Here is a 13,222-nt window from a genome sequence, read left to right as displayed (position 1 = left end):
CATAAATGAAATAATATAGTTAATTATCATAGATGACAAAAATCCACACAAGTTGTTCTTAATTTGTTTTTAAAAAGTATTTAACCCATCATCTGGTGTTAAGGCTGACTATTTTACTATGAAAAGTTAATTTGTCAAGCTATTTTTTTAATTATTTTACTTCAACTTGAAGTAGATATTATAAACTCACAAAAGTCAATCTTAAATTTGAAAGAAACCTTATAAGTTGGTGGCGATGAAGAGACTTGAACTCTTGACCTCACGATTATGAGTCGTGCGCTCTAACCAGCTGAGCTACATCGCCAATTTAGGATGCGAATTATATAAATCAAAAACAAAATTGTCAATAAAAAATTTAAGTTTTTTATAACCAATTGATTACTAAAATAATTTAAAAAAATTGATTTATATTTAGGTAAACCGATAAGCCGGGTTCTGTCGTGGACAATCATTCATCTGGGCACATCATCACTGATGTGCTCGAGCAACCTACCCGTATCCTAGGCGGGCAACCTAATTGGATACCTATTTGGTCTTGCTACACGTGGAGTTTACCTTGCCATGAACTGTTGCCAGTCATGCGGTGAGCTCTTACCTCACCATTTCACCCTTACCATAAATGGCGGTTTACTTTCTGTTGCACTGGTCGTAGGCTTACGCCTCCTAGCTGTTAGCTAGCACGTTGCCCTGTGTAGCCCGGACTTTCCTCTAAATTAAAAAAATTCAGCGATTGTCTAGTTTACCTAGTCTCAATAGCATAACACAATATTATAAAAAATCAAATAAAATAAACCCCAAACAAATATTGTTTGGGGTACAAACTGGAAATCCCAGTAAAATGGCGCAGCGGACGGGGCTCGAACCCGCGACCCCCGGCGTGACAGGCCGGTATTCTAACCAACTGAACTACCGCTGCTGAGGTCAACGTTAAAAACGTATGGTGGGTGGTAACGGATTCGAACCGCTGACCCTCTGCTTGTAAGGCAGACGCTCTACCAACTGAGCTAACCACCCAAGGTTAGTGCTGCGTATTATATAATTTTTTAAAATAATGTCAAGCTTTTTTTAATTTTATTTTTTTAGTAAAAACACAAACTGGTTTTAAAACTTTTCAAAATTTGTTAGCATAACTTGTTCTATCTAATTTTTAAATAAATATGTCTGTTAAAACAACTTCAAAAAAAGCTTTATATCCTGGAACATTTGACCCTATTACTAATGGTCATATTGATTTAGTTAATCGCTCACTTAAAATCTTTGATGAAGTCGTGATTGCAGTGGCGTTTGCACACCACAAAAAACCCCTGTTTAGTTTAGATGAACGCATCAAACTCGTTCAAGAAATTTTTATAGAAAATCCTTGTGTCTCCGTTGTTGGGTTTGAAGGGCTTTTGGTGGATTTTGCCAAAGAACAAAAGGCTCAAGCAGTCATTCGAGGACTACGTGCAGTTTCCGATTTTGAATATGAATTTGGGCTGGCAAACATGAATCGCAGTCTTGACGAAGAATTTGAGGCAGTTTTTTTAACACCTTCTCAAGAATACTCCTTTATCTCATCAACTTTAGTACGTGAGGTTGCCAAACTTGGTGGCGACGTTTCAAAATTTGTGCCGCCTTCTGTGCTGACGGCTTTTAAGAAAAAATTTACACGCTAAAATAGGTTTAAAAATGGCATTAAAAATTACTGAAGATTGTATCAACTGTGATGTATGTGAACCTACTTGTCCTAATGAAGCCATTAGTGCTGGTGACGATATTTATATAATCAATCCTAGTTTGTGCACTGAATGTGTTGGGCATTTTGATACGCCTCAATGCGTTGAAATCTGTCCTGTAGATTGCATTCCAAAAGACCCAAAACACCCCGAAACTCCAGATGAACTTTTGATTAAATATCAAAAACTCACTGCTCATTAATGCTTGTCATGGCTCTATGAGTGTGATAAATTTTAAGGCGCAATTTTACTGTTTTAAGGAGTGCTATTTATGGCAATTTCATTAAATAAAGGTGGTAATTTATCACTTTCTAAAACCGACCCTTCATTAACCAAAATGCTTATTGGATTAGGTTGGGATGAACGCGTTACTTCAGGTCAAGCATTTGACTTAGATGCAAGTGCTTTTTTATTAACTCAAAATGGCAAAGTGCGTGGCGACCATGATTTTATCTTTTACAATCAATTAAAATCCACTGATGGTTCGGTTGAACACGCTGGCGACAACCGCACAGGACAAGGTGATGGTGATGACGAAGTGATTAAAGTAGATTTATCACGAGTTTCTCCTGATATTGACAAAATCGCCATCACAGTTACGATTCATGATGCAACAGCCCGTGGACAAAATTTTGGTCAAATTTCCAATGCGTTTATTCGCGTTGTCAATGAGGTAACAGGTGTGGAAGTTGTCCGTTTTGATTTAGCTGAAGATTACTCCGTGGAGACCGCGATGGTTTTTGGTGAAGTGTATCGTCATAATGGCGAATGGAAATTTCGTGCAGTTGGTCAAGGTTATAGTGGAGGTTTGGCAGCAATGTGTCACCAATACGGTATTCAAATCAGCTAACTTGCCGAATTTACATTGTATTATTTTTAAAAAAGTGGTAATTTCATTATCACTTTTTTAATTTCTGTTTTTAGGAATTGTTAATGAAAAATCTAAAACATTTTTATTTTGATATTGTCTTTACAACAGTTGCCTTGATGGCAGCAGCGTATTGGGGATATACGCATGGTGGTGTTACAGCGATATTTTCTGCTCTATTTGTTACGCTAGTTTTAGCATTGATGGAAATATCCTTGTCCTTTGATAACGCAGTGGTTAACGCATCTGTCTTAAAAAACTGGGATAAATTTTGGAAAACTATTTTTTTAACGGTTGGTATGCTTATTGCCGTGTTTGGTATGCGACTGGTATTTCCTATTGTTATAGTATCAGTAACTGCTGATATGGGTATGTATGAAGTGGTACAATTAGCACTCAATAACCCCAAAGAATATTCTGAAAAACTCATCTCTCATCACGCTGAAATTGCTGCTTTTGGGGGTATGTTTTTATTGCTGGTTTTTTTAAATTTTTTATTTGATGATAAAGACATTCATTGGTTTGAATGGCTTGAAAAACGCTTAGTTCGTCTTGGCAAAGTAGATGCTATGAGCGTATTTGTTGCACTCATTACATTGATGATTTCATTAACTTGGGTTGATGATGCCTTAAAATCTGTTGTATTTATGGCAGGGGTTTGGGGTGTTTTGGTTTATATGGGTGTAAACATTTTGTCTAATTTGTTAGAAAGCGATGATGACGAAAAGGAGGTTGATGGCAATGAAGTCGCTGGCGCTGTTGCTAAAGGCGGAATTGCCGGGTTTTTATACCTAGAAGTATTGGATGCATCTTTTAGTTTTGATGGTGTTATTGGGGCATTTGCCATCACCAATGATGTGGTTATCATCATGTTAGGCTTGGCAATTGGGGCAATGTTTGTGCGGTCTATGACCATTTTTTTGGTGGAAAAAGGCACATTGGATGAATTTGTATATCTAGAACATGGTGCTCACTACGCCATTGGTGCATTGGCAATTATCATGTTGCTTTCTATGAAATTTCACATACCTGAAATTGTTACTGGATTGATTGGCATTGCCTTTATTGTTGCATCTGTCATTGCTTCTATTCAATATCGCAAAAATGAGAGCAACAACAATGCTGATACATAACTTAACAAACTATGCATGAATTGGAGAGTTAAATTTGCTATAGTGAACGTGAGTATTTTTTTTATCCATGTTCATTTTTTTGGACATTTTTATTTAAGGATTTTGTTATGGCAATTAGTTTAACCAAAGGCGGTAACGTCAACCTAAGCAAAGAAGCGCCTAGCCTTGCTCAAATGACTGTTGGTTTAGGCTGGAATCCACGTACAACCGATGGTCAAGCATTTGACTTGGATGCGGTAGCATTTTTGGTCAATGAATCAGGTCGAGTTCGTGCTGACAGCGATTTTATCTTTTTTAACAACTTAAAATCTGCTGATGGTTCTGTTGAACATGCTGGCGATAACCGCACTGGCGAAGGCAGTGGCGATGATGAAGTAATTAAAGTAGACTTAACTAGAGTACCTGCTGATGTTGCCAAAGTAGTATTTTGTGCTGTGATTTATGATGGTCAAGCTCGCAACCAAAATTTTGGACAAGTTGGCAATGCTTATATCCGCATCGTAAATGCCCAAGGTGGCACTGAAGTAGCTCGTTATGATTTGTCTGAAGACAGCAGTACCGAAACAGCGATGATTTTTGGGGAACTGTACAGACATAATGGTGAATGGAAATTCCGCGCTGTTGGTCAAGGCTTTGCTGGCGGACTTGGTCCCTTGGCAGGCTCATACGGTGTTGCTGTTTAGTTTTAATGATAAATTTAAATTAAATCACCAAATAGGCAAACATTTTGGGTTTGCCTATTTTTCTAAAAGAATAAGTGTATGCAACTGGTTAAAGGTCAAAAACTTTCATTAAATAGCTTTGGATTTGACAGTCATCTGACGCTCACAGTTTCTCACACGTCAAATAAAATATGCGATGTGTCAGTTTTTGGGCTGAATTCCCAACAACAACTTATCAGTGATGATTATATGACTTTTTATAATCAGCCTGTTACACCATGTAGCTCGGTTCAATTAATCAATCATCATAACGCCCAAACAACATTTGTATTAAATTTATCCACACTACCCAATTGCATTCATACATTGATGTTAACAGCAGTAATTGATGGTGAAGGTGATATTAAAGACTTAACCAACCTTCATGCAACCATAACGACAAATGGAAAAACGCTCACTTTTTATCCCAAAGAACTTGTTGATGAGAAAGCTTTGATGCTACTACAAATCTACCAAAAAGATGGTTGGCGAATTGGGGCTATTGGTCAAGGTTTTTCTGGTGGATTGCAGCGATTGGTAGAACATTTTGGAGCAACTGTTGCTGATGATATCTCTATAAATCCTACACCACTAAAAACCACAACGCCTTTAAAAACTTCCCTTAGTTCTCTTGATTTGAAGAAAAAACTATCTCTAGAAAAAGCCAGAAAAACCAACAATCAAAGTATTATTGATTTGACTAAAAAATCACTCATTACCTTAGAAAAGAAGAATTTGCTGAATGTACAAGCCAAGGTCGCGCTAGTGCTAGACGCATCGGGTTCTATGGCTTGGCAGTACAATAATGGAGATATACAAAAAGTCGTCAATCGTTTGATGCCATTAGCCATTAATTTTGATGATGATGGTAGCTTTGAATGCTGGGCATTTGCTCAACACACAACACGCTTAGATGAGGTAACCCTGCAAAATGTTAATGATTTTGTAAAAACCACCAAAGGCGGTCATCATCTTTGGCAAGTTGGTTCCAGAATCAATGAAGAAATCCCTGCCATACAAGCCGTGATAGATTACTATAAAAAAGAAGTTTTGCCCGTTTATGTATTGTTTATTTCTGATGGTGGCGTAGGCAGCTCACGACAAATGCAAAATATTTTAACTAAAGCATCCAATTTACCAATATTTTGGCAATTTGTTGGCATTGGTGGTTACAATTATGGTGTGTTGGAAAAATTAGATACCATGCAAGGCAGGATTGTAGATAATTGCAACTTTTTTGCTTTAGATAGAATAGACAGCATGCCTGATGAACAATTATATGAAATGCTTTTGACAGAATTTCCAATATGGCTAACACAAATTAAAAATATATTCAATAATCAATCATCTCAATCGCCTTTAAACCAAAATACAAGACAAGGTTTGGGTGGTTTGTTAAGCCGGTTATTTAATCGTTAATTTATTCAATCATTTTATTAACAAAAGGAGAAAATAGTCATGCCAAATTTTTCACTTGTTGGAGGGATTGAGCCTTTCTTGCATTGTCATTTAAGACAGGGTGAATCGATATTTTGTGAAGCCAACGCCATGGTAATGATGGAAGATAACTTGGATTTACAAGGAACACTTCAAGGCGGTATCATGCAAGCCTTAATGCGACGTTTTGCCAATGATGAATCTTTGTTTCAACAACGTATTGAAGCAGTACGTGGCAGTGGTGACTGTTTGCTTGCACCAACACTTGATGGTGATATGATGATTTTAGACGTTGGAGCAGTACAATACACGTTATCCGATGGTGCTTTTGTGGCTGGAACCTCGGGTATGGATTTAAAAGCTAAAATTCAAACCAATCTTGGTGGAGCCATGTTTGGTGATACAGGCGGATTTATGGTGATGCAGACCCAAGGTTCGGGTCAGGTTGTTGTCTCTGGTTTTGGTTCATTGTTTGAACTGCAAGTAGAACGCGGTAAACCCGTTACAATTGACAATGGTCATGTGGTTTGTTGGGATAGTAATCTTGAATACTCATTATCGGCATCCGTCAATCAAAATCGTGGTTTTCTTGGCAATATCATCAATTCTGTCACCAGCGGCGAAGGCATGGTATTAAAATTTTCAGGTCAAGGCAAAGTAGTGCTTTGTTCACGCAATCGCGATAATTACAAAGGTTGGCTAAACAGTATTTTAGGCACCAATTCAGGTGGTCGTAGCAGTAACAGTGGCGGTCTACTTGGTGGGATTTTGTAATTTTTTATTTTTTTATTAATTAAGAGGTTAAAATTATGTCAGTTAATCTGCAAAAAGGTCAAAAAATTTCTCTAGAAAAAGAGGCGGGTACCACACTTAATCAAATCAAAATGGGTTTGGGTTGGGACGTTGCTGGTGCAAAATCTGGCGGTTTTTTAAGTGGTCTATTTGGTGGTGCAGCCAATTCAGCCAGCATTGATTTGGATGCGTCTTGTATCTTATTTGACACCAATAAACAACCTGTTGATGTGGTTTACTTTGGTCAATTAAATTCCAAAGATGGCTCCATCATGCACTCAGGAGATAATCGCACCGGTCAAGGTGATGGTGATGATGAAGTGGTTAGCGTTGATTTATCACGCATTCCTACCAACGTGCAAACATTGGTGTTTACTGTAAATAGTTTTACTGGGCAATCCTTTGCATCGGTTGCCAATGCCTATTGCCGTATTTTAAATGCTCAAGGTGGCAGTGAAATTGCTCGTTATAATTTATCGGCTCAAGGCACGCATACGGCAATGATTATGGCAAAATTATACCGTCATAATGGCGAATGGAAAATGCACGCCATTGGCGAAAATGCCAGCGGTCGCACATTTAATGACCTGATTCCTGCAATTTTACCTTATATTTAATTCCATCCTTTAAAAAAAGCCGTCATTTTTTGGCGGTTTTTTTGTGTTATGATAATTATCCACTTATAGGAGGATGTTATGATTTTACCACTTGGTGGAAATACTGCCTTAAATAATAATCAGCTTGTTGTAAAAATTACCAATGCAAATTTAACATTTGGGCAAACCATCGGTATGGTTTGGTTGGCTACCGACAATCAATATCATGCCAAAATTCAACCCGCTTATTTAGAAACAACGCAAAATTGGGCAAGTTTTCATCAATCAACCTGGAAATTGGATTTAAATAAAGTTTTAAATTACGAAATAACTCGTTTAGAATTAATTGTTTATACATATCACAATCCTAACTTGGCAGTGCCAGCAGCGGAACTTTCATCATTTGATTTAATCATTAATGACACCATCACTCATCAAATTATTATCAACCAAAGACACATCAAAACTGCCATCGTTCTAGAAATTTATCAAAAAAATGGACAATATAAGTGTCGGGCTCGTGGTGAATATTCCAACTTATCTTTGTCTTCTTTAAATAAGTATGTTCAAACAGAATTGAATGAAAATTTTCCAAAAAATCCACAAAACAATGATAACTATGAACAAGAAACTAACAATCTATGGACTGGAACAGCTTTTGCAATAGACAATCATCATTTGTTAACCTGTCATCATGTGATTGCAGGTGCAAATCAAATTTTACTACATCAGCAAGGAAAACCATCACTTCAGGCTTTTGTAGTGATGAGCGACCAAGGCAGTGATACGGCGGTATTAAAAGTTGATATGCCATTAACTGTCAGTTTATCTTTACAAACAGGTCAGAGACCATTGCTTGGTGAATCAATCATTGCGATGGGTTTTCCGCTAGCATCCATTTCCAGCCAACTGCAGGTCAATACAGGCAACATCGCTGGACTTATGGGCATGTATAATGACATTCGTTTTTTGCAGTTTACTGCACCAACACAACCCGGCTCTAGTGGTAGTCCGTTATTATTGGCAAATGGTCAAGTGATTGGTATGGTTACAGCAACGTTGGTGGGCGGGCAAAATATGAATTATGCAGTCAAATATCAACTTTTATCAGCAATATTAAGCAGTTGTGACATAGACAACCAACCAACATTTCATGACAATATCCACACACCCGAGCTGGTCAAACGTCACAAAGATGGTTTATGGCTGGTGGAGTGTTCATAAGCTAACTGGCTTTAAATAAATTAGGAAGAAATTTGTGATGCTAAACAATATAGCAGTCTTGATTGATGGCGATAACGCTTCTAGTAAAAATATTGGTGCAATTTTAAATAAAATCAGCGAATTTGGTACCATCACCTTAAAAAAGATTTATGGTGACTGGAGCCAAACCAATCTATCTGGCTGGCAAGAAGCAATTTTGCAATACGCCATTGACCCCATGCAGCAGTTTGCTTACGTTAAAGGCAAAAACGCCACCGACATTGCACTTGTCATTGAAGCAATGGATTTATTGCATAGCAACAAATACGATGCTTTTTGTTTGGTTTCATCTGATAGTGACTTTACCAGTCTTGCTTTACGAATTCGCAAAAATGACATCAAAGTGTTTGGTTTTGGCAAACAAACGACAGTCAAATCACTGCAAACAGCTTGTGATGAATTTTTTGAGGTAGAAACATTATCCGCCCCAGTCAAAAAGGACACCTCTTCTCAAATAAAATCGGTAGAACCTTATAGTGGTGAAAAATTAAAATCCGATACCAAACTATTAAATGCGTTAAGAAATACTATTAATGATGAAAAATTTACTGAAGATGGCTGGGTTGAATATAGAAATATTGTAGGAAGATTTAGAAGTAAATATCCAGATATTAATATTGAAAGCTATGGTTATTCAAGACTTATTGATTTGATTAGAAAAATTGACATCATTAGTATCAATTATGAAATAGATGGTACTTTTATTAAGCTAAAAAATAAAGAACATCCACATGCCATTCTAAGTACTATTGATAAAAAATCCTCCACAGAAGCATTACAAAATGATAAAGCACTAGTTAATGTCGTTAATACAATTCTTCAAGAAAATACTGAAGCTCAAGATGGCTGGTCTTCTTTGCATTACATTACGGGTAAATTGAGCTGGTATAAACGTTATCATTTAATTAATTTTCAAAAACATGGCTATAAAAAATTTTCCGATCTCATTATCGCTATGGATTTATTTGACATCAAAAAAGAAAACAAACAAATTTATGTCAAAATCAAAAACTTACAACCAAAAAATCCATCACCAGCATCACCAAAAAATCCAGTCAATCACACCACTGTAACATCTAACACGCAAGAACAAAAACATCAGCCCCAAAATTCACAGCTGATTTTGACAGGTAAAATTGACATTCAAATCCATAGCAGCCAAAATATAGACAATGTGCTTTGGCGACTCACCCCCAACAAAAAAGTACGTCATGATGGTGATATTATTTTTTATGGACAAACCCACACTTCAAATGACACAATTGTATTAAATAACACAGATGCTGTTGATGGTTTTTACTGTGATTTGGACAAACAAGATGATGATGTTTCATATCTTTTATTAACAGCCAGTCATGAAAATGCTGCAATTGATACGCCAATCAAAATTATCATCAAACAAAATGGTGAAACGTTTTATGATGATACATACACACCCACACAATCGGCAAATAGCGTCTTATTATTTGTGCTAGCCAAAACCAAAGATGGTTGGAAAATTGGTTTTGAATATCGACCAGTTCCACGTACATTATTACAATTGTGTCAATTTTTTGGCGTAGAAGTAGAATAAATTCAAGAACTCCATTCAATTTTTATCAAAAATAAAATGAAAGTCTGTATAATGTGAAAATTTAACACAGTGAATTAATATGTTTACAGGCATCATTGAAAATACAGGTAAAATCGCTGCCATCACACCCACAGGTGGCGATATTCGTTTGACCATTTACGCACCTGATATGGATTTTAGTGACGTAAAACTTGGCGATTCTATTGCGTCTAATGGGATTTGCTTGACAGTTGTAGCGGTTGATGGAAAAAATTATGCTGTTGATGTTTCACGTGAAACACTAAATAAAACTGCTCTAAAACATTGGCAAATTGGCGATACAGTTAATTTGGAAAAAGCCATGTTGCCAACAACACGTTTTGGCGGACATATTGTTGCAGGTCATGTAGATGGTGTGGGAAAAATCATAAAACTTAGCAAAGATGCACGTTCTATTTATATAGAAATTCAAATCCCTGACAAACTAATGCGCTATACGGCAGACAAAGGCTCCATTACCCTAGATGGCATCAGTTTAACCACAAATGCCATCAAACCCAGCCAAAACCTAGTTTGCTTAAACATCATTCCACACACCGCAAATCTTACCAACATCGCCAGACACTGGCAAATTGGGCATTTAGTCAATGTAGAAGTAGATTTAGTAGCTCGTTATCTAGAGCGCTTAATCTCAAACCAGCATAATTGTTCTAACGTAGATGCTGATTTTTTAGCCCAAAATGGTTTCCATTTATAATGGGTTTATTTGATAGAGAATTTTTTTATGAATGACAAATTAAGAGTAATTTTTGCAGGCACACCCAGTTTCGCCAAAACCGCATTGCAAGCCTTACTAGACAACCAAGAAATGCTCAATATTGAAGTTGTTGCCGTTTATACTCAACCAGACCGTAAGGCAGGACGTGGACAAAAATTAACCTCCTCTGCGGTAAAAGAACTGGCTCTAGCTTATCAAATCCCAGTAGAACAACCAATCAGTTTTAGTTTAAAGCACGAAACAGGTCAGGTTTCACGTGAAACATTAGCAGCTTATCGTCCTGATGTGATGATTGTAGCAGCTTATGGAATTATTTTACCTAAAGGTGTATTAAACATTCCCAGATTAGGCTGCCTAAATATTCATGCTTCGCTACTGCCGCGTTGGCGTGGTGCTGCTCCAATTCAACGTGCAATTTTGGCAGGTGATGACCAAACAGGCATTACTATCATGCAGATGGCGTTGGGACTAGATACAGGCGATATGCTCTATAAAGTTAGCTGCAACATCGATGAAACAGACACCACCGAAAGCCTGCATGATAAGTTAGCAGTTTTGGGCGGCAAGGCAATTGTTGATGTTTTATCTGACTTGCCAACCTATCAAAAAAATGCCACACCCCAAGATGACACACAAGCAAATTACGCTCAAAAAATCACTAGCAACGAAGGGCTAATTGATTGGAATCAGCCAGCGCAAACGATTTTTCGCACAATTCAAGCGTTGAATGCTTATACGTTTTTAAAAGGTGAGCGCGTTAAAATTTTATCTGCCAAACCCATCAAACCAAACCAAACCACCAAAGAGCAGGCGGGAACCATCGCTAGTGTTGGCAAAAATGCATTGCTGGTAGCGTGTGGTAAAAGTACAGATGGCACACAACATCTAATCAATATTACCACCATGCAGTGGGCGGGGGCAAAAGCAGTAACCGCATTAGAAATCGCCAATGGAAATAAGGTCAATGACGGCGATGTGTTCAATGGCAATTGTGGTGATGGTCATGACTGATTTTACAAAAAATTCAAACTCAAAAAAACTTTCTACACGAGCTCAAGTCATTATCGGGTTGGACAATATTCAAAATGGACAGTCTTTATCGGCATTTTTTGATGATTTGTTAAAACAGGTCAGTCCCACAGACAAAGGTTTTGCTCACGAATTAATTCTTGGTACGCTTCGCCAATGGTGGGCTTTGTGCCGTATCAGTGAAAGCTTAGTAGAAAATCCGATTACTGATAACTCGTTATTATCTGGTCTAAATATTGGTTTGTATCAAATTTTATATCTTAATACGCCTGATTATGCCGCTATCAATCAAACTGTTGAAGCTATTAAAGAGTTAAAAAAACCATACGGGGCAAGCCTATTAAATGCGATACTGCGTAAGGTTGCCAAAAATCGCGATAAATATTTTAAAAAAATTAATAAGAATCACAGCCTACCCAATTGGCTTGCCAAACAACTAAAGCAAGATTGGACGCATCAATACCTTGAACTCGGGCAAAGTTTACGCCAAATTGCGCCAATTTTTATTCGCGCTAACACAACCAAAATTGGTCATCATGATTATCAAAAGCTTTTAGACGCACAGAATATTTATCATCAATCCATTCAGACCAACACAGAAGTTTTAAATAAAAAAACCAGCACCAAAACCTTTAAAATTGATGGCAAAAATATTGGTAATTTACCTAATTTTTCTGCTGGATTTACTACCATTCAGGACATCCACGCCCAAATTTCTGGAGATATTTTAGCGCTACTGCAAGATGAATTATCTAATCAACCATTAAACTTACTGGATGCTTGCTGCGCCCCTGCTGGAAAATTAACGCATTGGCTAGAAAAACTTGAAGGCTATCATTATCATTTAACTGCGATTGATAACGATGAAAAACGCCTAAAAAGAGTTTTTGAAAATGTACAGCGTCTGGGTTTTGATAACTTAATCAACAACGAATTAACCATCCAAAGTGCTGATGCAACCACTTATAAAAGCGATCAACCTTTTGATATCATCTTACTGGATGCGCCTTGTAGCACCACAGGTGTGATTCGCCGACATCCAGACATTACACTATTACGCCAAGAAAACGACATCAAAAAAATTGTTCAACTACAAAAAGCAATTTTAGAAAACTTATGGCAAAACGTGGCAAAGGGTGGTTTTTTGTTGTATATTACTTGCTCCATCTTAAAAGCAGAAAATCAAACACAGATTGGTAATTTTTTAAATACACATTCAAATGCCAAAGAAGTAAAAATCAACGCTGATTGGGGTTTTGCTCAAGATATTGGCAGGCAATGTTTACCAACTATTGATGGTGGCGATGGTTTTTATTACGCGCTACTACAAAAAATTTAACCATTATTTCAAAGAAGGT

At 37.2% G+C, this 13,222-nt stretch carries 13 protein-coding genes, 3 tRNA genes and 1 other RNA gene; 13 read left to right on the top strand and 4 right to left on the bottom strand.

Annotation, left to right across the window (positions count from 1 at the left end; genetic code table 11):
• Nucleotides 1-227: 227 nt before the first annotated feature.
• The 4 genes from ACZBKJ_RS08295 to ACZBKJ_RS08280 form a co-directional block, all read right to left on the bottom strand.
• A tRNA-Met gene (locus tag ACZBKJ_RS08295) sits at nucleotides 228-304 on the bottom strand.
• A gap of 104 nt (nucleotides 305-408) precedes the next feature.
• Nucleotides 409-746, bottom strand: an RNA gene (gene rnpB, locus ACZBKJ_RS08290) — RNase P RNA component class A.
• A gap of 93 nt (nucleotides 747-839) precedes the next feature.
• Nucleotides 840-916 (bottom strand) — tRNA-Asp (locus ACZBKJ_RS08285).
• A gap of 22 nt (nucleotides 917-938) precedes the next feature.
• Nucleotides 939-1,014 (bottom strand) — tRNA-Val (locus ACZBKJ_RS08280).
• A gap of 143 nt (nucleotides 1,015-1,157) precedes the next feature.
• Between ACZBKJ_RS08280 and coaD the strand changes: the two genes are divergently transcribed.
• From coaD to rsmB, 13 genes are all read left to right on the top strand, one after another.
• Nucleotides 1,158-1,655 (top strand): pantetheine-phosphate adenylyltransferase, encoded by a 498-nt coding sequence (coaD, locus tag ACZBKJ_RS08275; protein ID WP_463200549.1) that lies wholly within the window; start codon nucleotides 1,158-1,160, stop codon nucleotides 1,653-1,655.
• Nucleotides 1,656-1,668: 13 nt separating this feature from the next.
• Complete coding sequence (locus ACZBKJ_RS08270) at nucleotides 1,669-1,917, top strand: YfhL family 4Fe-4S dicluster ferredoxin (RefSeq protein ID WP_463200548.1); 249 nt, start codon at nucleotides 1,669-1,671, stop codon at nucleotides 1,915-1,917.
• Nucleotides 1,918-1,986: 69 nt separating this feature from the next.
• Nucleotides 1,987-2,565, top strand: coding sequence for a TerD family protein (locus ACZBKJ_RS08265; RefSeq protein WP_463200547.1), 579 nt, complete (start codon nucleotides 1,987-1,989; stop codon nucleotides 2,563-2,565).
• An 83-nt stretch (nucleotides 2,566-2,648) separates the two neighbouring features.
• Nucleotides 2,649-3,716, top strand: a complete 1,068-nt coding sequence (locus tag ACZBKJ_RS08260; RefSeq protein ID WP_463200546.1) for a DUF475 domain-containing protein — start codon at nucleotides 2,649-2,651, stop codon at nucleotides 3,714-3,716.
• A 107-nt stretch (nucleotides 3,717-3,823) separates the two neighbouring features.
• Nucleotides 3,824-4,399: a TerD family protein gene (locus ACZBKJ_RS08255; protein WP_463200545.1), complete on the top strand. Its 576-nt coding sequence runs from the start codon at nucleotides 3,824-3,826 to the stop codon at nucleotides 4,397-4,399.
• Between the two features lie 78 nt (nucleotides 4,400-4,477).
• A complete protein-coding gene (locus tag ACZBKJ_RS08250) occupies nucleotides 4,478-5,836 on the top strand; it encodes a VWA domain-containing protein (RefSeq protein ID WP_463200544.1) in 1,359 nt (452 codons plus the stop codon).
• Between the two features lie 39 nt (nucleotides 5,837-5,875).
• The gene (locus tag ACZBKJ_RS08245) at nucleotides 5,876-6,628 is read left to right on the top strand and encodes a TIGR00266 family protein (RefSeq protein WP_463200543.1); all 753 of its coding nucleotides are present in this window, start codon (nucleotides 5,876-5,878) and stop codon (nucleotides 6,626-6,628) included.
• Nucleotides 6,629-6,663: 35 nt separating this feature from the next.
• Entirely contained in the window at nucleotides 6,664-7,263 is a 600-nt protein-coding gene (locus ACZBKJ_RS08240; protein ID WP_463200542.1) for a TerD family protein, read from the top strand.
• Between the two features lie 78 nt (nucleotides 7,264-7,341).
• Nucleotides 7,342-8,466, top strand: a complete 1,125-nt coding sequence (locus tag ACZBKJ_RS08235; protein ID WP_463200541.1) for a S1 family peptidase — start codon at nucleotides 7,342-7,344, stop codon at nucleotides 8,464-8,466.
• Nucleotides 8,467-8,503: 37 nt separating this feature from the next.
• Nucleotides 8,504-10,078, top strand: a complete 1,575-nt coding sequence (locus ACZBKJ_RS08230) for an NYN domain-containing protein (protein ID WP_463200540.1) — start codon at nucleotides 8,504-8,506, stop codon at nucleotides 10,076-10,078.
• 79 nt (nucleotides 10,079-10,157) lie between these two features.
• The gene (locus tag ACZBKJ_RS08225; protein ID WP_463200539.1) at nucleotides 10,158-10,814 is read left to right on the top strand and encodes a riboflavin synthase; all 657 of its coding nucleotides are present in this window, start codon (nucleotides 10,158-10,160) and stop codon (nucleotides 10,812-10,814) included.
• Between the two features lie 27 nt (nucleotides 10,815-10,841).
• On the top strand, nucleotides 10,842-11,846 hold the full coding sequence (gene fmt, locus ACZBKJ_RS08220; RefSeq protein WP_463200538.1) for a methionyl-tRNA formyltransferase: 1,005 nt from the start codon (nucleotides 10,842-10,844) through the stop codon (nucleotides 11,844-11,846).
• Complete coding sequence (gene rsmB, locus ACZBKJ_RS08215) at nucleotides 11,839-13,203, top strand: 16S rRNA (cytosine(967)-C(5))-methyltransferase RsmB (protein ID WP_463200537.1); 1,365 nt, start codon at nucleotides 11,839-11,841, stop codon at nucleotides 13,201-13,203. Before fmt ends, rsmB begins: the two co-directional genes overlap by 8 nt.
• Nucleotides 13,204-13,222: the final 19 nt, after the last annotated feature.

Source organism: Moraxella sp. I5G (assembly GCF_055193055.1).
This window is presented reverse-complemented; position numbering and strand designations above follow the sequence as displayed.

Bases quoted from the DNA above. Each gene is read 5' to 3' on its own strand.
- coaD (WP_463200549.1), top strand. From the start codon at position 1,158: ATGTCTGTTAAAACAACTTCAAAAAAAGCTTTATATCCTGGAACATTT.
- ACZBKJ_RS08270 (WP_463200548.1), top strand. From the start codon at position 1,669: ATGGCATTAAAAATTACTGAAGATTGTATCAACTGTGATGTATGTGAA.
- ACZBKJ_RS08265 (WP_463200547.1), top strand. From the start codon at position 1,987: ATGGCAATTTCATTAAATAAAGGTGGTAATTTATCACTTTCTAAAACC.
- ACZBKJ_RS08260 (WP_463200546.1), top strand. From the start codon at position 2,649: ATGAAAAATCTAAAACATTTTTATTTTGATATTGTCTTTACAACAGTT.
- ACZBKJ_RS08255 (WP_463200545.1), top strand. From the start codon at position 3,824: ATGGCAATTAGTTTAACCAAAGGCGGTAACGTCAACCTAAGCAAAGAA.
- ACZBKJ_RS08250 (WP_463200544.1), top strand. From the start codon at position 4,478: ATGCAACTGGTTAAAGGTCAAAAACTTTCATTAAATAGCTTTGGATTT.
- ACZBKJ_RS08245 (WP_463200543.1), top strand. From the start codon at position 5,876: ATGCCAAATTTTTCACTTGTTGGAGGGATTGAGCCTTTCTTGCATTGT.
- ACZBKJ_RS08240 (WP_463200542.1), top strand. From the start codon at position 6,664: ATGTCAGTTAATCTGCAAAAAGGTCAAAAAATTTCTCTAGAAAAAGAG.
- ACZBKJ_RS08235 (WP_463200541.1), top strand. From the start codon at position 7,342: ATGATTTTACCACTTGGTGGAAATACTGCCTTAAATAATAATCAGCTT.
- ACZBKJ_RS08230 (WP_463200540.1), top strand. From the start codon at position 8,504: ATGCTAAACAATATAGCAGTCTTGATTGATGGCGATAACGCTTCTAGT.
- ACZBKJ_RS08225 (WP_463200539.1), top strand. From the start codon at position 10,158: ATGTTTACAGGCATCATTGAAAATACAGGTAAAATCGCTGCCATCACA.
- fmt (WP_463200538.1), top strand. From the start codon at position 10,842: ATGAATGACAAATTAAGAGTAATTTTTGCAGGCACACCCAGTTTCGCC.
- rsmB (WP_463200537.1), top strand. From the start codon at position 11,839: ATGACTGATTTTACAAAAAATTCAAACTCAAAAAAACTTTCTACACGA.